The 19182-nt window shown below is 67.8% G+C and carries 17 protein-coding genes; 3 read left to right on the top strand and 14 right to left on the bottom strand.

What is annotated here, in order from left to right; genetic code table 11:
• Positions 1-15: 15 nt before the first annotated feature.
• The 7 genes from TS85_RS03350 to uvrC all read right to left on the bottom strand — a co-directional run bounded on the left by TS85_RS03350 (position 16) and on the right by uvrC (position 11069).
• Positions 16-816, bottom strand: coding sequence for a porin (locus TS85_RS03350; protein ID WP_227698771.1), 801 nt, complete (start codon positions 814-816; stop codon positions 16-18).
• A complete protein-coding gene (locus tag TS85_RS26020) occupies positions 732-1331 on the bottom strand; it encodes a hypothetical protein (RefSeq protein ID WP_227698650.1) in 600 nt (199 codons plus the stop codon). The genes TS85_RS03350 and TS85_RS26020 overlap by 85 nt, the downstream gene beginning before the upstream one ends.
• Before the next feature lie 53 nt (positions 1332-1384).
• A complete protein-coding gene (locus tag TS85_RS03345) occupies positions 1385-2389 on the bottom strand; it encodes a GNAT family N-acetyltransferase (RefSeq protein WP_227698649.1) in 1005 nt (334 codons plus the stop codon).
• Positions 2386-3342, bottom strand: coding sequence for a polysaccharide deacetylase family protein (locus tag TS85_RS03340; protein ID WP_044330398.1), 957 nt, complete (start codon positions 3340-3342; stop codon positions 2386-2388). The genes TS85_RS03345 and TS85_RS03340 overlap by 4 nt, the downstream gene beginning before the upstream one ends.
• A gap of 65 nt (positions 3343-3407) precedes the next feature.
• The gene (locus TS85_RS03335; protein ID WP_044330397.1) at positions 3408-6203 is read right to left on the bottom strand and encodes a DUF3857 domain-containing protein; all 2796 of its coding nucleotides are present in this window, start codon (positions 6201-6203) and stop codon (positions 3408-3410) included.
• An 81-nt stretch (positions 6204-6284) separates the two neighbouring features.
• Positions 6285-9083: a DUF3857 domain-containing protein gene (locus TS85_RS03330; protein ID WP_044330396.1), complete on the bottom strand. Its 2799-nt coding sequence runs from the start codon at positions 9081-9083 to the stop codon at positions 6285-6287.
• Positions 9084-9146: 63 nt separating this feature from the next.
• The gene (gene uvrC, locus TS85_RS03325; protein WP_044330395.1) at positions 9147-11069 is read right to left on the bottom strand and encodes an excinuclease ABC subunit UvrC; all 1923 of its coding nucleotides are present in this window, start codon (positions 11067-11069) and stop codon (positions 9147-9149) included.
• A 96-nt stretch (positions 11070-11165) separates the two neighbouring features.
• Between uvrC and TS85_RS03320 the strand changes: the two genes are divergently transcribed.
• Positions 11166-11897: a class I SAM-dependent methyltransferase gene (locus TS85_RS03320; RefSeq protein ID WP_044330394.1), complete on the top strand. Its 732-nt coding sequence runs from the start codon at positions 11166-11168 to the stop codon at positions 11895-11897.
• 344 nt (positions 11898-12241) lie between these two features.
• On the opposite strand, the gene TS85_RS03315 is transcribed toward TS85_RS03320, so the two are convergent.
• The 6 genes from TS85_RS03315 to TS85_RS03290 all read right to left on the bottom strand — a co-directional run bounded on the left by TS85_RS03315 (position 12242) and on the right by TS85_RS03290 (position 15172).
• Positions 12242-12448 (bottom strand): hypothetical protein, encoded by a 207-nt coding sequence (locus TS85_RS03315; RefSeq protein WP_044330393.1) that lies wholly within the window; start codon positions 12446-12448, stop codon positions 12242-12244.
• Positions 12449-12575: 127 nt separating this feature from the next.
• Positions 12576-13223, bottom strand: coding sequence for a F0F1 ATP synthase subunit B family protein (locus TS85_RS03310; protein WP_044330390.1), 648 nt, complete (start codon positions 13221-13223; stop codon positions 12576-12578).
• Complete coding sequence (locus TS85_RS03305; protein WP_044330389.1) at positions 13216-13707, bottom strand: F0F1 ATP synthase subunit B family protein; 492 nt, start codon at positions 13705-13707, stop codon at positions 13216-13218. Before TS85_RS03305 ends, TS85_RS03310 begins: the two co-directional genes overlap by 8 nt.
• 52 nt (positions 13708-13759) lie before the next feature.
• Positions 13760-13987 (bottom strand): F0F1 ATP synthase subunit C, encoded by a 228-nt coding sequence (locus tag TS85_RS03300; RefSeq protein WP_044330387.1) that lies wholly within the window; start codon positions 13985-13987, stop codon positions 13760-13762.
• Between the two features lie 45 nt (positions 13988-14032).
• Positions 14033-14815 (bottom strand): F0F1 ATP synthase subunit A, encoded by a 783-nt coding sequence (locus tag TS85_RS03295; protein WP_044330386.1) that lies wholly within the window; start codon positions 14813-14815, stop codon positions 14033-14035.
• Between the two features lie 39 nt (positions 14816-14854).
• The gene (locus tag TS85_RS03290; protein WP_044330385.1) at positions 14855-15172 is read right to left on the bottom strand and encodes an AtpZ/AtpI family protein; all 318 of its coding nucleotides are present in this window, start codon (positions 15170-15172) and stop codon (positions 14855-14857) included.
• Between the two features lie 168 nt (positions 15173-15340).
• Between TS85_RS03290 and radC the strand changes: the two genes are divergently transcribed.
• Positions 15341-16033 (top strand): RadC family protein, encoded by a 693-nt coding sequence (gene radC / locus TS85_RS03285; RefSeq protein ID WP_044330384.1) that lies wholly within the window; start codon positions 15341-15343, stop codon positions 16031-16033.
• A 1203-nt stretch (positions 16034-17236) separates the two neighbouring features.
• Here radC and TS85_RS24490 read toward each other — a convergent pair.
• On the bottom strand, positions 17237-18238 hold the full coding sequence (locus TS85_RS24490; protein ID WP_077228416.1) for an IS30 family transposase: 1002 nt from the start codon (positions 18236-18238) through the stop codon (positions 17237-17239).
• Positions 18239-18546: 308 nt separating this feature from the next.
• Between TS85_RS24490 and TS85_RS03275 the strand changes: the two genes are divergently transcribed.
• Entirely contained in the window at positions 18547-19029 is a 483-nt protein-coding gene (locus tag TS85_RS03275) for a GNAT family N-acetyltransferase (RefSeq protein ID WP_044330382.1), read from the top strand.
• Positions 19030-19182 lie beyond the last annotated feature (153 nt).

Here is a 19182-nt window from a genome sequence, read left to right as displayed (position 1 = left end):
CCTCTAGGGCGATCTTCAAAAGACGATTTGGGTGCGCAGCACGAAGGTCGTGCCGCGATCGGTGCGGCGGCCTGCGCCAACCAGCGATCGGTCGGGCGTGAGGCGCCACGCGGTGGCATTGACCATCACGCGCATCAGGCCGCTCAGATACCAGTTGGCGCCGCCGGTGGCGCTGGCACCGGTGCTGCGCAGACCGGGCGTACGGACATCGATTTCCTGATAGCGCGCGGTAAGCTCCACCTGCCCGCGTCCCCCCTGGAACACCGATCGCTTGACGATCGGGCGACCGATGCCGCCGGTGGCGGCCGCATAGGGAGGCGCCTCGCCGGTCACGAACCATCCGGCGGACAGGCTCTTGGCGACAGTCCGCGCGTCCGATTGGGGCAGGTCGATCACGCGGCGACCCGCCTCGCCCATCACCCAGACGGGACCAACCACCGCGCCGGCTTCGACGCCGCCGCCATGGTTGCCCGTGGCGCCGGCAAGCTGCGGCGATCGCAGCACCGTGCGCGGGTTCAGCCCGTGCGCGACATTGGCTCCGGCGCTGAGATTGCGCGTCCCGCCGATGAATTTCTCGTCAAAGGTCCACGCCCCCAGGTGCAGGATCGTGCCGTCGCGCTTGATGGGGTTCCAATGGGCGCGGGCCAGAAGGGTGCGATCGTCGCTCCGCGGCTGCGCCGCGTCGATGTCGTCGCCGGTCACCGCGACCGAGGCGTGCCAGTTCGCCCCGATCAGCCGCGCCTGCGCCCCGAAACCGAAACCGCCGCGATCGGGCGCAATCGCGCTCGCGACGAAATTGGCCTCGACAAAGGGCAGCGCCTCGCCGCCCGAACTGCCCTCGACGCTGCGATCGTTCTGGAGGTTGCCCGCCAGCAGGTCGGCAGTGACGCCCCGATCTTGCCGCGCCAGCCGACATGGGCCCACAGGACGTCGGCAGACCCGCTCGCGAATTCGGTCTCCACTTGATAGACCAGCGTGTTGGCGACGGTGCCGGCAAAGCCGAGATGCGCGGCGCGCACGTCGCTGTCCTGCCGGTTACGCGAGCGATCGCCGGCGCCGCTGGTGGAGGCGGCATCCACGATCAACTGCCCCAACAGCCGGAAGCTGGTGCCGCCATCCGCCGAGACGAGCACGGGCACGCCGTTGCGCCATTCGATCCGTGGGCGCGGCTTCAGCGCGGACTGCGCATCGCTGGCGCTCGGCGCGTCGCTATCGGCGTCGCGTACCGAAAGGGGCGGCGCGGCTTCGACGGCAGCAAGAACCGGCGCGGTACCGCCCGGAAGCGGCGTGCCCGTCAGGAGCAACGTCGAGCAAAGGCAGGCGAGAGTCATCCCACGCATCCCGGGCACCGCCCGTGGACACACTGCCCAAACGTTTGAAACGGTCAGGTTATAATGTAGATGGCTGCGCCGCTGAGCGGTCCGGTGCGCCCAGTTATTTCGTACAAAACCAAATGCTCAGCCCCGCCGCACGCGCTTCGCCAGCCCGCCCAGCCCGCGCCCAGCACCACGCGCTTGGCCCCGGCCACCGCGCGGTTGAACCCGCCCAGCGCGGCCATCGTCACGCGGTTGGCCAGGCTGGGGCGGAGCAGCAGCAGGTCGACGCACGCCACGCCGCCGGTCGCGAACTGGCGCTTATGCTGGCCCTCGCCCTCGGTGAAATCGAACGTCGCGAACGCGCCTTCGTCGAACAGGTCCTGCACCGCCATCATCTGGAGCACCGCGCCCGGCGACAGGTCGTTGAACGCCGGGTCATGCCCGACATGCGCATAGAGCACCGTGCCCTCGACCACCGGGCAATAGAGATACGCCGCCGGCTCGCCCGCGATATACAGCAGCCAGGCACGCACCTGCCCCGCCGCCGCCATCGCCAGCATCGTGTGGAGGAACTCGGCGCTGTCGGGCAGGCCGGAACCCAGCAGCCTTTCCTGATAGGTGCGCAGCGAAATCCGCCGGGCGACGTCGTGGAATGCCTCCATCGCATCGGGCGCCGCGAACCGGCGGATGTCGAGCGACCCGCCCGATTCCTGCGCGATCTTCTTCGCCTTGCGCCGCAGATTCTGCCGCGCGTTCGACGACAGCCCTGCGAACCAGCCCTCAAAATCGCCGGCGAAGTCCAAATAATAGCGCGTGTAGCGCTGGCGGATAAAGGGCAGCATGTCGCCCGATGCCTTGACCATGCCGGGCACCAATGCCTCGGGCAGCGACGTGATCGCATAACCATGCGCCTCGCGCGCCAGCCGCGGCAGCACCGGCACCGCCTCCGACCGCGCATCGGCGAGGCTCAGCGGCACGCGCAGCAGCGAGCGTTGGATCGCCATCAGCGTGCGCGCGCCGATCTCGAACTTCAGCCGAGTCGGACGCGCGGAATCGGTAATCCCGTCGCTCACGCCGCGCGTTCCTCGACCAGGTTCGACCAGAGCTGCTCGGCCTGTCGCAAGCGCGTGCGCAGCGCGCTGGGCGCCAGCGGCACGTCGTCCTGCCCCAGCGCCAGCGCCGGCCGGTCTGCGAAAAATTCGGTCACCAATCCCCCCCGTCGCGCCGCGAGCATCCGGCACAGCCGCTCGAAGCGCCGGACATGCACGGCGTTAGGCCGCGTACCGGCGCGATTGGCAAGCTCGAACCCGTGCCCGACGATCGTCACCGCCGCGTGCCCCGCGTGCATCGCATGGTCCAGCGCCGCGCGCATCTCGCCGCTCGACAGCGCGCAGATCTGGAAATGGCGCAGATGGCCGGGCAGGTCCTCGATCAAAGTCACCGGCACTTCAATCACCCCGCGATGCGCGATCGGCGCGATCTGGCGCGGGTCCAGCCCGATCGCGCTGGGCCAGGGATGCTCGGAGCCGTTGTGGCTCGAATCATAGGCGAATCCCAGCTCGGCAAGCGCCGCCAGCGTATCGTCGCTCGCCGAATAGCTGCCCGAACGGAACGCAATCGGATCGGGCGCCCCCGCCGCGACCAGCATCTCCGCCGCGCCCGCGATCAGCCGGACCTGCTCGGCGAGGCTATAGTCGATCAGCTCGAACGGTCCATGGCTCGCGCCCTTGTCCCCGGCATGCGCGCCGGTCCAATTGGGGTGGAGGTGCAACTGAACCTCCTGCCCCGCCGACAGGATCGCGCCGACGATGCGCTTGATCGGATCGAGGCCATAGACCAGCGCCGGCATCGGATCGACGAAGAACGTCGCCTTCAGCCCATGCGCCGCAAGCTGGGCAAGCTGCCAGCCCACGCCCACGCCCGCCGGCTCGATCGAGCGCCGCACCACCTCCGCCGCGTCGAGCCCGGCGACGTGGTGCCGCCACATCAGCTCGGTATCGATCGTGATGAAGACGCGCGTAGCCATGACGAGGCGTTAACGCGCGGGCGTGAAGAATTCCCGAACCGGGGGAGGTTTTCCTTCTCGCCGCTTCAGGGCTTGATCCCATAGCGCGCATAGACTTCGTCGATCCGCGGGGCGATCATCCGTGCCGCCGCGAGTTCGCCCTCGGCGGTCTTGTCGCCCTTTTGCCGCCGGATCACCCCGCGCAGGTACAGGCTCGCCGCCTGGTCGGGGCTCACTTCCAGCGCGGCGTCGAGATCGGCGATCGCGTCGTCCGGTCGCTGCATCCGGAAATAGACCATGGCCCGGCTGTCGAGCACCGCGGCGGGCGATTCGCTCAGTTCGATCGCCTTGGTGCAATCCTTGAGCGCAGTGTCGAGCGCGACATTGTGCGTCCCCTTCATCCAGCAGCGCGAATTGAGCAGCGAGGGATTGCCCGGCGACTTGGCGATCATGCCGTCGAGCAGCGCTATCGCCTCGTCCACTTGCCCGCCATCGGCCATCAGATCGGCCTGCGCGGTCGCATAGCCCACTTTGTTGTCGCCGCCCTCGGCAACCCGCTCGGCGAGCATCGCGATCGCGTCGTCGCGCTTGCCCAGATCGGCGGTGAGCTGGGCGACCTGCCCGATCGCGCTGGTCGAACCGGGATCGATCGCCAGCGCCGCCTGCGCGTCAGCCAGCGCGCGCTTGTCGTCGCCCAGCGCCGCATATAGCCGCGCCCGCCACAGATGATTGTCCGCATCGGGATCGAGCGCGATCGCCTTGTCGAGATCACGGATCGCCCCCGCCCGGTCATAGATGCGGTCGAGGAACCAGGCACGGTCGGTATAGCTCCCCGCCTCCTCGGGCGCCTCGGCGATCTGGCGGGCATAGATTTTCAGGATCGGGTCGAGCGCCTTGCTGCGCTTCGCGGCCTCGACGATGCGGAACAGCGGCGGCGTGTCGGCGGGCGCCACGGCCTTCAGCAAGCGCGCCTTGGCCTGGTTCACCTGCGCGCGCGCCGCGGGGATGTCGGCGGGTGCGACTTCGCCAATCCCCTTGATCACGCGGTCGTCGACAGTGATCACGCCCCCCGTCAGCGACGCGCTGCGCCGGAGCAGCACGCCGCCCAGGCTGGGGGGCAGTGTCTGGTCGCCCTCCAGCACGAACCCCGCGCCGCCGCCGGGCAACCGCATCCGCGTCACCACCCGCGCGTCGGCGGGGTCCCCGCTCGCCACGGGCACGTCGCGCCACGCCGGACGCGCACGATCGGGGGCGAAGCGGATGCCGTCGACGCTCGAATCGAGCTGGGTCTTGTAGCGCTGCTCGTCGCGCGACCAGTCGGGATAGGCGAGCCCCGACGCAAGCACGACTGCGGTGGCGCTCTCCTCGTCATAGCTGAAGCTGCGGTCGACGGCTTCGTTGGCCCCCAGATGGTTTTGCAGGATGCCGTCGATCATCGTCTCGACGGCTTCCTTGCCCGATTGCGCCGATGCGACGCGAATCTGTTCTGCCCCCGCCCCGCGCAGCACGATCCGCGCCTTATAGGGTGCCGGAAACAGCACCCCGGCGCTGGCGTCGAGGTCATATTCGGCCTCGGTCACCGGGCGGCTGCCGGGGCGCAGCGGCATGTCGACCAGCGCGGAGCCCGCGATGCGCAGCGGCAGCGCGTGGCGGAACGGCGGAACGTCGCCCAGATCGGTCAGCCGCGCGCCGCCGCCGGTCCCGTCCAGCCACAGCGTCTCGCCGCCCACGGTCGCGCGGACGATGACATGGTTGAACGCACCGGGGCTCGCCAGCCGGATCGCCAGCAGGTCGCCGGCATCGGCACTGACCAACGTCGCCTCGGCCTCGACGCCCAGCGCGCGGAGCATCGCCAGCAGCAACAGCGACTTGGCCTTGCAATCGCCATAGCGCACCGTCCAGGTCTGCGCCGGGGCCTGCGGCACGTAATTGCCGCCATCCATCCCCTTGAACAGATACCGCACCTTGTCCTGCACCAGCCGCAGCGCCATCGCGGTGCGCGTGCGCGGGTCCGCGCTCGCCGCCGCGATCCGCGCGACTTCGGCGGCCAGCGGGCTGCCCGGCGCGATCAGCCCCTCGGTCGCGTAAAGCGGCGCCATGTCCTTCGACAGTTCGGCCCAATCGGCATAGTCCGACACGTCGATGATCGGCAGCGGCTGGAAACGCTGCGGCGCGTCGCCCGGCATCTCCACCGGCTTGGCGACGGGCAGCTTCACCGTCAGCTCGGTATAGCCGTTGCCGGTATCGACCGGCGCGACCGTGAAGCCCTTCATATAGGTGCGCCACTGCACCTTGCTCGCCTTGGGCCACAGCACGCGGATGCGCCCGAACTGCAACCGCATCGGCTCGGGCACCACCGGCGCGACCGTGGTGACATGGCCGTTCAACGCCGGGTCCTTGCGCGTGGTCGAGAAATTGAGCCGCAGCACGTCGCCGACGCGCAGCCCCTCGACCGACAGCGTCGCAGTGAGCATCCCGTTGAGCATCGCGCGCTCCAGCCCCTCCTCGCGATGGAGCACGTTGAACCGCGCGCCGCTGGCCAGCACGTCGATCCGCTCGGCGCCGCGGATGATCTCGACCTTGTGGATCACGATGTCGCCCAGGCTCGGGTCCCAGGGCAGCGGCAATGTCCCCATCTGCGTCAGCACCTGCGGCGACGCGATCCGCATCGCGAGGTCCGAATAGCCCCAGAGCTGCCCGCCCTCCAGCCGCTGCTGCTGGTCGAGCACGAGCAACACCGGATCGGCGTCGGTCAGCTTGGTCGCGTCGATCGGCGGCGCGGGCAATACCCATGCCGGCGCGGGCTGGTACAGCGGCTTGTCCCCCGCCCGCGCAGCCGTAGCAACACACAACGCGCCCGCGAGCGCCACTCTAAAAATCATGCAGTTCCCCCCCACAGGGAACCAAAGCTAGCGAGTTGCCGGCGCGAGGCAAGGCGGCGGCACCGCAATGCCCCTGTTTCGTTACGGCTCGACCCCGAACCGCGCATATTCGGCGTCGACCTGCGGATTGAGCAGCCGCGCCTCGGCCAGCGCGGCATCGCCCGCCGCCGCACTGCCCATCCGGCGCTGCACCACGCCGTTCAGGAACAGCGTTGCCGAAGCACCAGGACGCAGTTCCAGCGCCGCCTTGATGTCGGTGGCGGCCTCCGCCAGCCGGTTCATGCGGAAATACACCATGGCGCGGCTGTCCAGCGCCGCCGCGACGCCGGTGCCGCCCATTTCCACGGCGCGGGTACAGTCCTTCAGCGCGCTGTCCAGCTCGACATTGAGCGTCCCCTTGATCCAGCACCGCCCGTTGAGGAAATTCGCATTGCCCGGCCGTTTCTCGATCGCGCTGTCGCTGGCGGCGATCGCAGCGCTGGCATCGCCGGCAGCGGCCAGCACCGAAGCGCGCATCGCCAGCAGGCCGGGTTCGTCCTCGCCCCCGGCGCTCGCATCGATGCGCGCGTCGACCAGCGCCAGCGCGCCGTCCTTGTCCCCCCGCTGGGCGCGGGCGATCGCCAGCCGCCGCAATGCGACGGTGTCGGCGGGATCGAGATCATACGCGGCGACCAGGTCCGCCTCGGCCGCATCGCGGCGGCCCAGTTCCTCAAACAGGCTCGCACGGCGCATATAGGTTGCGCCGTCGGCCTGGAGCGCGATCGCCTTGTCCAGGTCGTCCACCGCCTTTTCGCGCTCGAATATCCCTTCCAGGAACCGCGCGCGGGCGACCAGCCGCGACGCGTCCTCGGGCTTGTCGGCGATATAGCTCGCATAATCCGCCAGTTGCCGGTCGTAGCGCCCGGCGCGCTTGGCCGCCGCCACTGCGTTCCACGGCCCCGGCCGACCGGGCACCGTCGCAATCCGCAACAGCCGGTTCCTCGCCTCGGCCAGCCGCGCGCGCGCCGCCGGGATTTCAGCGGGCGCGATCTCGCCGCCGGTCTGGGTGTTGCGCAGCTCGACGGTGAGCACCTCCCCCGCCAGCATCGCGGTGCGGCTGACATGGCGCCCGCCTGGCAAGTCGATCTCGGTCGCTGGCGCGCCGTCCAGCACGATACCCTTGCCGCCATCGGGCAACAGGATGCGAGTCGTGTTGACGCTATTGGCCGGGGCACCCATCAGGATCGGAATCTCCTTCCAAATCGCGCGGCTGCGATCGGGCAGCGTCCCGACGCCGATCGGCGCCAGGCCATAGCGATAGCGCGCATCGGCATAGCTCCAGCGCGGGGTTATCGATCCGCGCAGCACGATCTTGGCGGTGCTGGCGGCATCGTCGAACGTCACCTTGTGCGATGCCAGGATCACATCGGCGCCGCTCGGCGCCGAGCTCTGGAGCATCCGCCGCTGCTCGTCCTTGCCCATTTGCGCCATGGCGGTCTTCAACATGCTGGCATTGCGCCCGCGGATCGTGACCGTCGCCTCGAACGGCGCTGGCAGGTCCAGCCCGCCGCGCATGTCGAGTTCGACGGTCCCCAGCGTCGTCGGTCGCCCCGGCACGCGGCGCGGCGCCTCCACGAGCGTCGCGCCCTCCGCGCGCACCGGCAGCGCCCAGCCGGTGATCAGCACATCGTCGATATCGTCGAGCTGCGCATCGGTGGCGGTACCGTCCAGCCACAGCGTCCGTCCGCCTGGCTTGGCGATCACGATGATATGGTTGAACGCCGCGATTGACGGCAGCCGTGCCGTCACCACATCGCCATTGCCCAGATTGGCAAGCGCCCCCTCCGCCTCGATCCCCAGACCGTGGAGGATCGCCAGCAGCAACAGCGTCTTGGCCTTGCAGTCGCCATAGCGCGTGGACCAGGTCTGGGTCGGTGTCTGCGGCACCAGATTGCCGTTGTCCATTCCCTTGGCGAGATAGCGGACCTGCCCCTGCACCAGCTTGAGCGCCAGCGCGGTGCGGCGCACCGGATCGCTCTCGGCCTTGGCGATCTTCGCCACTTCGGTCGCCAGCGCGCTGCCCGGCGCGATCAGCCCCTCGGTCTTGTACAGCGGCGCCATCACCTTCGAAACCGCCGCCCAATCGGCAAAGGTCGTCGCCTCGACGATCGGCGGGCGCTGGAATCGCCCCGGCGCCATCGCCGCCGCCTCGGGCTGGCGCGCCAGCGGCAGCGTGAACTCCAGCACATGCCACCCCGCCGCATCGCTTTCGCGCGGGGTGGCGCCGACGGGATAGACCTTCCACTGCACCGGCGTCCCCTGCGGCCACATCAGCCGCGTGCGGCCAAAGCCGAGCTTGAGCGGCTGCGACAGGATCGGCCCGATCGCGACGGCATTGCCCGCCAGCGCCGGGTCCCTGCGCGTCACCGTGTGGCGCACGTCGAGCACGTCGCCGACCTGCAGTCCCTCGACCGCCAGCGTCGCGGTGAGCGTGCCGTCCAGCATCTGTGCCTCCAGCCCCTTTTCGCGGCGGATCACCGTGAATTGCGGCCCCGCCTTCAGCGCGTCGATCCGCTGCCCGCCGCGCACGATGTCGACGGCATGGACGATCAGGTCGCCGTGCTGCGGCTGCCATTCGATGCTGACCGTGCCCGCCTGGCTAAGCTGGGCGACCGACAGGATGCGCGTCGCTCGCTCGACATAGCCCCATAGCGTGCCGTCGGCGGCGATCCGCTGCTGGTTGTCGAACGTGACCATGCTCGCCGCATCGCCATCCGCAGCGCCGGTCGGCGCCGGCGCGGCAAGCACCCAGCCGGGGGCGGGCTGGTATAGGGGCTTATCCCCGGCATGCGCGGCGGTTGCCGCAAGAAGGGAGACCGTAACAACACCGTAACGCAACATCCGGAACTCCCCGCAACTACGGGACAATCCTCGTCAGTTACTGGGGAACTGGCAATAGCGCGATCAATTCGCGTGGAAATAATCGTAAAGCTGCTGCGCCACCGCTGCCGACACGCCGGGCGCGCGTTGCAGATCCTCCAGGCTCGCCCCCTTCACGGCGCGCGCGGTGCCGAAATGCATCAGCAGCGCCTTTTTCCGCGCCGGGCCGATGCCGGGGACATCGTCCAGCGGGCTCGCGCCGATCGCCTTGGCGCGCTTCGCCCGGTGCGCGCCGATCGCGAAGCGGTGGACTTCGTCGCGCAGCCGCTGGAGGTAGAACAGCAACGGCGCGTTGACCGGCAGCGTCAGCTCGCGCCCGTCCATCATATGAAACACCTCGCGCCCGTCGCGGCCATGGTGCGGCCCCTTGGCCACCCCGACCAGGCACACATCCTCGATCCCCAGATCCTCGAGCACCGCGCGCGCCGCGCCCAGCTGCCCACGCCCGCCGTCGATCAGCACCAGGTCTGGCCAGTCGCCCTGCGTCCGGTCGGGGTCCTCGGCCTGCGCGCGACCGAAACGCCGCCCGAACACTTCGCGCATCATCCCGAAATCGTCGCCGGGGATCGTGTCGGGGTTCTTGATGTTGAACTTGCGATACTGGCCCTTGCGGAAGCCCTCCGGCCCCGCGACGACCATCGCGCCGACCGCATTGGTGCCCTGGATATGGCTGTTGTCATATACTTCGATGCGGTCGGGCGGCTCGGGCAGATCGAAAAACTCGGCCAGCTCGGCGAGCAGCCTGGCCTGGGTGGTGCTCTCCGCCAGCCGCCGGTCGAGCGCCTCGACGGCGTTGCGCTGCGCCTGTTCCATCAGCCGCCGCCGCGCCCCGCGCTGGGGCACGCTCAGCGCGACCTTGTGCCCCGCCCGCTCGGCCATCGCCTCGGCGAGCAGCGCAGCCTCGTCCAGCTCGCGATCGACGAACACGTTGCGCGGCGGCGGCACGTCCTCGTAAAACTGCATCAGGAACGCGCTCAACACTTCGTCCTCGGGCACGTCGTTGGTGTGCGCGGGAAAGAAGCTGCGATGCCCCCAATTCTGGCCGCCGCGAATGAAGAACGCCTGGATGCCCATCACGCCGTTGCGGTGCGCCATCGCGAAGATGTCGGCATCGCCCACCCCCTCGGCATTGATCGCCTGGCTGCCCTGGATGAAGGTCAGCGCCTTCAGCCGGTCGCGCAGCACCGCCGCCTGCTCGAAATCGAGATTCTCCGCCGCCGCCTGCATCGCCTCGCCCAGCTTGGACTGGACCTTGGTCGACTTGCCCATCAGGAAGTCGCGCGCGTCGTTGACCAGCTCGGCATAGCCAGCCTCGTCGATCCGCCCGACGCACGGCGCCGAACAACGGCGGATCTGGTAGAGCAGGCAGGGCCGGTCGCGCGTCGCGAAGAAGCTGTCGGTGCAGCTCCGCAGCAGGAACAGCTTCTGGAGCGCGTTCAACGTCATGCGCACCTGCCCTGCGCCCGCGAACGGCCCGAAATAATCGCCCTTCCATCGCCGCGCACCGCGATGGAGCTGGACGCGCGGAAAGCCATGGTCGCGCCGCAACAGGATGAAGGGGAAGCTTTTGTCGTCGCGCAGCAGGACATTATACGGCGGGCGAAACCGCTTGATGAGCTGCGCCTCGAGCAGCAACGCCTCGGCCTCGTTGTTGGTCGTGACGATCGTCATCGACCGCGTCTGCGCCACCATCCGCTGCAACCGCTTCGAAAGCCGCGCGACCTGGGTATAGTTGGTCACGCGGTTCTTCAGCGCGCGCGCCTTCCCCACATACAGCACGTCGCCGCGCGCATCGTGCATCCGGTACACGCCGGGGCGCACCGGCAAGGTCGCAACGACGTTGCGGATCGCGGCGACTCCCAGTTCGATGTCGGGCGCACCCTCGCCGCGCACGGCATAGGTGGCCTTTTCCTCGTTGAAGCGATCGGGGGAATTGGGGTCTGACATGATCTGGGGAGCGATTTAGGCGCGCGGCGCACCCGCGGCAACTTGCACCGTCAACGAACCGGCGCATAGTCGCGCGATAACAGGGAGAGAATCGCCATGAAACCATTGTTCGCCGCCGCTGCCGCCTGCGTGGCGTTCGCCACCCCCGTCCTCGCGCAGACCGCGCCCAGCGTCGCCACCGCGCTCGCCGATCCCGCGCGGCCACAGGCCGACAAGGACCGCGACGCCGCCCGCCACCCCGCCGAAATCCTCGCCTTTGTCGGGGTGGAGCCCGGCGCAAAGGTCGGCGATTACTTCATGGGCGGCGGCTATTGGACGCGAATCCTCGCGGTCGCGGTCGGTCCGAAGGGGCATGTCCACGGATTCCAGCCCGCCGAATTCGCCCGCCCGCCCAAGCCCGGCGACGCCCCGCTCTCGGCCGTCTATCCGAACGTCACGATCGTCCAGACCCCCGCCGCCGACGTCGCCTTCGCCGAGCCGCTCGACGCGATCCTGACCTTCGAGAATTGGCACGACCTCCACTCGCCGCGCTTCACGACGCCCGATTTCAGCAAGGTGAGCGCGAAGCGGCTGTACGACGCGCTCAAGCCCGGCGGGGTGCTGCTGGTCGCGGATCATGTCGCGGCGGTCGGCACTGCCGACGCGCCCAACACGCTCCACCGCATCGATCCGGCCAAGGCGCGGGCCGAGATCGAATCGGCGGGCTTCAAATTCGAAGCCGCGCTCCCGGTCCTCGCCAACCCCGCCGACCCCCACACCGCCAACGTCTTCGCCCCCGAAATCCGCGGCAAAACCGACCAGTTCGTCTACCGCTTCCGCAAGCCGTAACCCAATTCCTCCCCGGAACGGGGAGGGGGACCGGCGAAGCCGGTGGAGGGGCCGCGCCACAGGCGCGGGACTCGCCTGCCGCAAGCGACCCCGCCGTCTACGCGGCGGCCCCTCCACCACGCCCTGCGGGCGCGGTCCCCCTCCCCGAGCTGCGCACGGGGAGGAATAAGGAAAACGCAACTCCTCCCCGGAACGGGGAGGGGGACCATGCGCAGCATGGTGGAGGGGCCGCGCCGCCAGGCGCGGGACCCGCGTGCCGCAAGCGACCCCGCCGTCTGCGCGGCGCCCTCCACCACGCCCTATGGGCGCGGTCCCCCTCCCCGTTCCGGGGAGGATTTTCATCGCTACTCCGACGCCCCCGCCGCATTCTCCATCCGCCGCGCTTCGGCTTCGATCCGCGCCATCGTCTCGTCGGCGCGGGTGCGGACATCCTCGCGGGTGCGCTTCGCCTCGCCCGCCTCGTGCCAGGCATAGAGCGCCACCAGCGCCGCGAGCGCCAGCGTGACGAACCCCGCGATGCGGAGCCAGCGAGTGTCGGAATCGGCGTTCATTGGGGGTCCTGCACCATGATCCCGCCCCCGTACCGCAAACCCTTGGCCAAAAGCAAAAAAGCCGCCCCCGGACGAACCGGGGAGCGGCTTTTTTATCGCGCGCCGGGGCGAACCCGGCGGCACAGGCTCAGTTCGGGCGGCCCAGCCCCGCGATGGTCGCGTCGATCAGCCCGCGATCGGCCTCGGCCCCATGCTTGGCGGCGATGATCGAGGCTGCGGCCTTGGTCGCCGCATCGGCGGCCTTGGCGCGGACGGCCTGGATCGCGGCGCGCTCGGCGGCGGCGATCTTGTCCTCGGCCATGCGCGCGCGGCGCACGGTCAGTTCCTGCGCGTCGGACTCGGCCTTGGCGAGCACCGCCTTCGCCTCTTCATCGGCATGCGCGAGCATGGCCTGCGCCTCGCTCTCGGCACCGGCGATCTTGCGCGCATATTCGTCGCGCAGTGCCTCGGCCTCGGCGCGAAGTTGCTTGGCTTCCTCCAGCCGGGTGCGGATCGCCGCGATCTGGTTGTCGAGCCCGCGGGTGACGAGCGCCGGGACCTTCTTCCACAACAGGATCAGGAGGAACGCGGTCATCGCGATCGACACCCACACCGTCGCGTCGAGCCCGAAGATCGAGGGATCGGGATGGTGCGCGCCGGTCGGGCCGACGCCGCCCTCTGCGGCGGTCACGGCATGTTCGCCGGTTTCGCGCAGCGGCATGCCTTCGCCATGTTCCGCTTCGTGCAGGTTCTGTGCAACCAGTTCCGAACCGGTCGCCTGTTGTGCCTCAGCCATTGAGCGCTGCCTTCACTGCCTGCTGGGCCTCTGCCGTGGTGACTTCGGCACCCGACAGGCGGGCGACGATGTCGCGTGCGGCGTCCGCCGCCACGTCTTCGATTTCCGCCATCGCGGCGCTGGTCGCACCGGCGATCTGCGCCTCGGCGGCGGCGATCTTGGCGTCGCTGGCGGCGTTGCCCGCGGCCAGCGTCTGTTCGGCGGCGGCGACACCCTTGGCGCGCGCCTCGGCGACACGCTGCTGGGCGGCTTCGCGCGCCGCATTTTCCTGGATGCGCCAGTTCTCCTCCGCCTGGTCGGCGGCGGTACGCGCGGCTTCGGCAGCCGCGAGGTCACCCGCGACCGACTGGTCGCGCTGGTCGATCGTCGACATGACCTTGGGCAGCATGCCCTTGCCGATGACGAAGAAGACGAGGCCGAACGTCACGAGCAGCCAGAAGAGCTGCGACGCGAAGGTTTCGGCTAGCTGGGAGATCTGAGGCATTGTTTTCCCATCCGGATGCGGGCGGGAACGCGTCCCGCCCGGATCGGAACTGTTAGGCGACGAAGATGAGGATCATCGCCACGACGAACGCGAGCAGGCCGAGAAGCTCGGCGGCCGCGAAGCCGATGAACAGGCGGCCCTGCTGGCCATCGGCCGCACCCGGATTGCGCAGCGCGCCCTCGAGGAACGAACCGAACACGTTGCCCACGCCGATGGCGGCCATGCCGGCGCCGATGGCGGCCAGACCTGCACCGATCAGCTTTGCTGCTTCTGCGTCCATTTCAAAAACTCCTGCTTCGTAATCGTTGGTTGGGTTGGAAAAAGCTTAGTGCAGATGCTCGGCGTCGTTGATGTACAGCGACGTCAGCAGTGCAAAGACATAGGCCTGGATGCCCGCGACCAGGATCTCCAGCGCGGAGATGCCGATCATCAGCGCGAAGCTGGGGATGCCGACGCCAAGGCCGGGGATGATGCCCGCATTGCCCGCGTTGATCACGAAGCCGGCCAGCACCTTCAACAGGATGTGTCCCGCGATCATCGCCACGAACAGTCGCAGGCCCAGCGAGAAGGGGCGGACCATGAAGCTGACGAACTCGATCGCCGGGATCAGCCAGATCAGCCACATCGGCGTACCGTGCGGCACGAACAGCGAGAAGAAGTGCAGCCCATGCTTCCAGAAGCCGACGATCAGCACGATCGAGAAGCTCATGATCGCCAGCACGCCGGTCACCGAAAAGTGACTGGTGAAGGTGAACGGGTGGATGCCCACAAGCCCGAAGGGGAGCAGCCCGATCACATTGGCGAACAGGATGAACATGAACAGCGAGAAGATATAGGGCAGGTATTTGCGCCCTTCCTTGCCGATATTCGCGGCCAGCATCGAATCGATGAAGCTGACGAAATTCTCGACCAGCATCTGGCCGCGCGTCGGCACGACCTGACGCTTCATGCCCATCAGCATGAAGGCCCACAGCGCCACCGCAGCGACGCACATCCACAATGCCGAGTTCGTGAAGGCAATCTGGTGACCGGCAATGGAAAAGCCGTCCCAGATCGTCTGCACTTCGAACTGGTGCATCGGGTCGATCTTGCCTGATTCAGCCGCCACGCTTGTTTGCCCGCCTCATTTAGCCAAAGCGCCCGAAGGTCACTTCGAGCGCTGGTTCGAAATCCGAATGATGTTCCTGAACGCGCTGGCAATTCCGAGGAACAGCAGCACAAGCAGGAGCCAGGGGGAGGTACCCAGCAGCCAATCGAGCGTTCCGCCGATCACTGCTCCTCCAACCATGCTACCGATCAGTTCGGCGAGCACGCGGTTGCCCAGGGCGTAGCTTGAATCGCCCTTGCTCTCCGCGGCGCCGTTCCTGACCGCCTCTTCCGATTTTGCCCGCTTCAGCCGCTCGTCGAGCGAAGTGATGCGGGCATCCTCTTGGAGGGGTTCCAGTCCGGGCTCGTTTTCGGCCATGTGCTCCTCCCGATCGCCGTTACCGGCAGGGCCTAGCGCATGTGCCTAAGGGCGAGCCCGCCAAGGCAGGGGCCGTTTAGGAAGGGGTTGGGTCCGAGTCAACCGTTGCGACACATCGCACGTGCTGCACGGCATGACGCGCGCCGAAACGCTGCTATAGTCGCCGCCATGGCCACCGAACCCGCCCCAGCGCCCGATAGTGCCGGACATCGCGCGCGGCTGCGCCAGAGGCTATTCGAGGGCGGACCCGATGCGTTGCTCGATCACGAGCTGATCGAATATCTTCTCGCGCTGGCGATTCCCCGCCGCGATACCAAGCCGCTGGCCAAGGCGCTGCTCCACGAATTCGGCGGGATCGCAGGACTGCTCACCGCCGACGCCGCCGCCCTCGCCCGCGTCCCCGGCATGGGCGAGACCAGCGCAGCGGCGCTCAAGACCGCACACGCCGCCGCACTCCGCCTGCTCCGCGCACAGGTGGCGGAGCGGCCCGTGCTGGCGAACTGGCAGGCGCTGCTCGATTACCTCCGCGCCGACATGGCGCACCACACGATCGAGCGCTTCCGCGTCCTCCACCTCAATTCGCGCAACATGCTGGTCCGCGACGAGCTGATGAGCGAGGGCTCGATCGATCAGGCCGCAGTCTATGTCCGCGAAGTCATCCGCCGCGCGATCGATCTCGGCTCGGCGGCGCTGATCCTCGTCCACAACCACCCCTCGGGCGACCCATCCCCCAGCCGCGCCGACATAGAGATCACGCGCAGCATCGCGGAGGCGGGCAAGCGGCTGGGGATCGTCGTCCACGACCATGTTATTATCGGCGCGCAGGGGCATAGCAGCCTGCGCGGTCAGGGTCTGATCTAGGGCTGGGAGCCACAGGCGACCGCTTTCGAGCGAGGGGCCGACGGGCGGATAGTGGTGCAGAACCACCGCGCCGGGGTGGTGGCCACCGAGCGAAGTTTAGGAAGTTTAGGCGTATGCGCGTCTTTCGGCAGGCCTCGCCACGGGCCGGCGAGGGGATGCGAAGTTGAGGAAGTTTAGGCTCGTGGAGCGTTGGCGGGAACCGCCAGCCGAACATGAGTCGAGCCCGCGAGGCGCGCCGCTTCGTGCACGTGAGGGGGTAACTAACGGGATCAAAGAGCGGTCGCCGGAAGGTGACAAGTTCGGTACATATGGGGAACATTGCCGCGATTGCAAGGGGGCGGCCGGTGCGTCGGACGGTACGGGCGAAGCTCGCCGCGAGTGCCCGGAATTGGTGGAAAGCGGACGAAACGCTATTTTCTATCTACCCTCAGTAGCGGTCGCTGCTAGCAAATGGACATGTCAGCTGCCCAGCCTTGCAGCTCGTCATTGATGGGTGTGAGCGGAGATGCCTGTGCCACAGAGAAAAGTGTCCGTCCTGACGTTAGCGTGCAGTTTGAGCTTAGGTTATCAAGTCGCAGATGCTCAAACGGTAGCGACAACTCCCAGCCAACCAGTTCCCGCAAGTTGCGTTCTCTCGCAGCCCGCCCGCACCGTCACCTCGCTGCGTGATCTTCCAGATGTAGCGGCTGAGTTTCGCAGATTGAAATTAGACGTTGCAGACGTCGGAGAACCTTTCATTCCCTTCGACGTGACGGATGATTCGTCGAGAGGTTTACCGCATCGCCAGTTTGTCCGCGGCTATGTATTCAAAGATAAGACAATAGTCTGGTACTATCGGGGTGGCTTTGCCACTAGCTTCCACATAGTCGAGTTGAGGATGCAGCGGGACACAATGCCGAATGCCCCTCTATCATTGCACGTGACAGGCCGAACGCTTTCAGGCCCCCCATGTGCTGCCACGGAAGCGCTTCTATCGGGCGTGACCGGGGGGCAGGGCTGGTAAGCGCGTGAGTGATCGTCTTGCCCAGTGAGCTAGCCTGCTCAACAACTGGCAGGTTTCAGGCCACGCAAGGGAGCGGCACGAACGTCCGATTATGGGCGCGAGCTGTCCTTGCGCGATCCTCACCCGCCAGGACAGGGCTATCGCATATGGCGTCGGGCAAACACACACGCCGTCATCCCAGCGCAGGCTGGGATGTGGACTCACGGTTGAAGTGCACCGGTTGAGATTTTGGAGAATGCCTCGGCGGGTGTGAGGAAGCCAAGGCATTTTCTGGGGATGTTGTTGAGCCGGTCGGCACAGGCACGGAGTTGTCTGTGGCTGACGGTGTCGAGGTCGGTTTTGCGAGGCAGGCTTCGGCGCAGTCGGCCGATGGTGTTTTCGACACCGCCCTTTTGCCATGGGGCTCGGACATCGCAGAAGAAGGTCTGGATGCCGAGGCTGTCGTGAAGGCGGTGATGTTCGGCGAACTCGGTGCCGTTGTCGAAGCTGATGGTCCTGCGCAGATCCTGGGGGATATGGCGCAGTCTGCGGGTGATCCGGCGTGCGGTCAGCTCGGCTCTGCGGTGGGGTGGCTTGTCGAGGATGGTGTAGCGTGTGTGGCGCTCGTGCAGGACGAGGACATTGTGCCCATATCGGGCGAACAGCATATAGTCGGCTTCCCAATGGCCCGGCTGTGCGCGATCCCGGGCTTCGAGGGGGCGTTCGCCGATCGGCCTGCGCTGTTTGATGAAGCTGGCCGGGCTTCCGCCCTGGCGGCCATAGCGGCCGCGCCTTGCCTTGCAGCGGGGCAGAAGGCGGTGCCAGTAGTCCTTCTGGGCCGAGCGATGATAGACGTATCGATAGATTGACTCGTGGCTGACCATGGTGCGACCGTGCTCAAGCGCCAGTCGGCCGGCGATCTGTTCGGGAGAGCATCCCATCGCAAGGCCGTTCTTCACGATATCTCGCAGGTCCGGCTGGCGCGCCAGCTTGAAACGGCAGTCCCATCGTCGTCGTCTGATCGCGAGCCTATGGGCACGCCCGGGCGCATAGCCGCCGGGCCAGACCTTGGTCGGCTTGCTATTGCGCCTGAGTTCCCGACCGACCGTCGTGTGATCACGCCCGATCGCGGTGGCAATCTGTCGGCAAGATATACCGCCTTCATGAAGGCGGCATATCTCGATCCGCTCGTCGAGGCTGAGCTGCCTGTAATGTCGTCCCATCGCGCAATCACCTTAGCAGGTGGTGCACTTGTTCCGTGAGTCCGGGGGATCCATTCAGCCGCTCCGCTCGCCTCAAAAGCCCATAGCGAGCACCGAATGGATCCTGACTTTCGTCAGGATGACTCGGTTTTTGTCATATGCGATTGCCCTCACCCGCCAGGTAGGTGGCGGGCGCAGCCTGACGGTGGGGGCGGAAGCACATCTCTGCGTTCGTGCGTCCTCCCCCTCCGGCGCCTTCGTCGCTCCCTCGCCGGTGAGGATTGGAAAGGCCGCTTGCATGGGACTATGACCTGGTATTTTACCCGCCCATGCACCTCCGCCGCGCCACCCCCGACGACGCCGCAGCGCTCGCCGACATGCTGCTGCCGGTGATCCGCGAAGGCGAGACCTATGCGCTCGACCGCGACCTGACCGCCGAAGCGGCGCTCGCCTACTGGACGGGACCCGACAAGCGGACCTTCATCGCCGAGCACGAAGGCGCGCTGCTCGGCAGCTATTATCTCCGCGCCAATCAGGCGGGCGGCGGGCGGCATGTCGCCAATTGCGGCTATGTCACCGCCGCGTCGGCGCGCGGGCGGGGCGTGGCGCGCGCGATGGCGCTGCATTCGTTCGAAGCGGCGCGCGCGGCGGGGTTTCGCGCGATGCAGTTCAACTTCGTCGTCTCGACCAACGCGCCCGCGGTCCATCTCTGGCAGGCGCTGGGCTTCGCGATCGTCGGCACGCTGCCGGCGGCGTTCGACCACCCCCGGCTGGGGCTGGTGGACGCCTTCGTGATGCACCGGAGCCTCTGACGATGCCCGCCGAGCCCCCGCTCCGCGCCCGCCTGCTCTGGTTCGCGCTGCTCTGGCTGGGCGGCGTCCTCGCAGTCGCTGCGGTCGCCGCGGCGATCCGCCTTCTCCTGTAGCGCACACGCCAAACGGCCGCCGAACCTAAGTCCGGCGGCC

The sequence above is a fragment of the Sphingomonas hengshuiensis genome, from assembly GCF_000935025.1.
GTDB classification, from domain to species: Bacteria; Pseudomonadota; Alphaproteobacteria; order Sphingomonadales; family Sphingomonadaceae; genus Sphingomonas; species Sphingomonas hengshuiensis.
The sequence above is the reverse complement of the archived record's forward strand: the minus strand, read 5'-3'. Positions and strand labels throughout refer to the sequence as shown.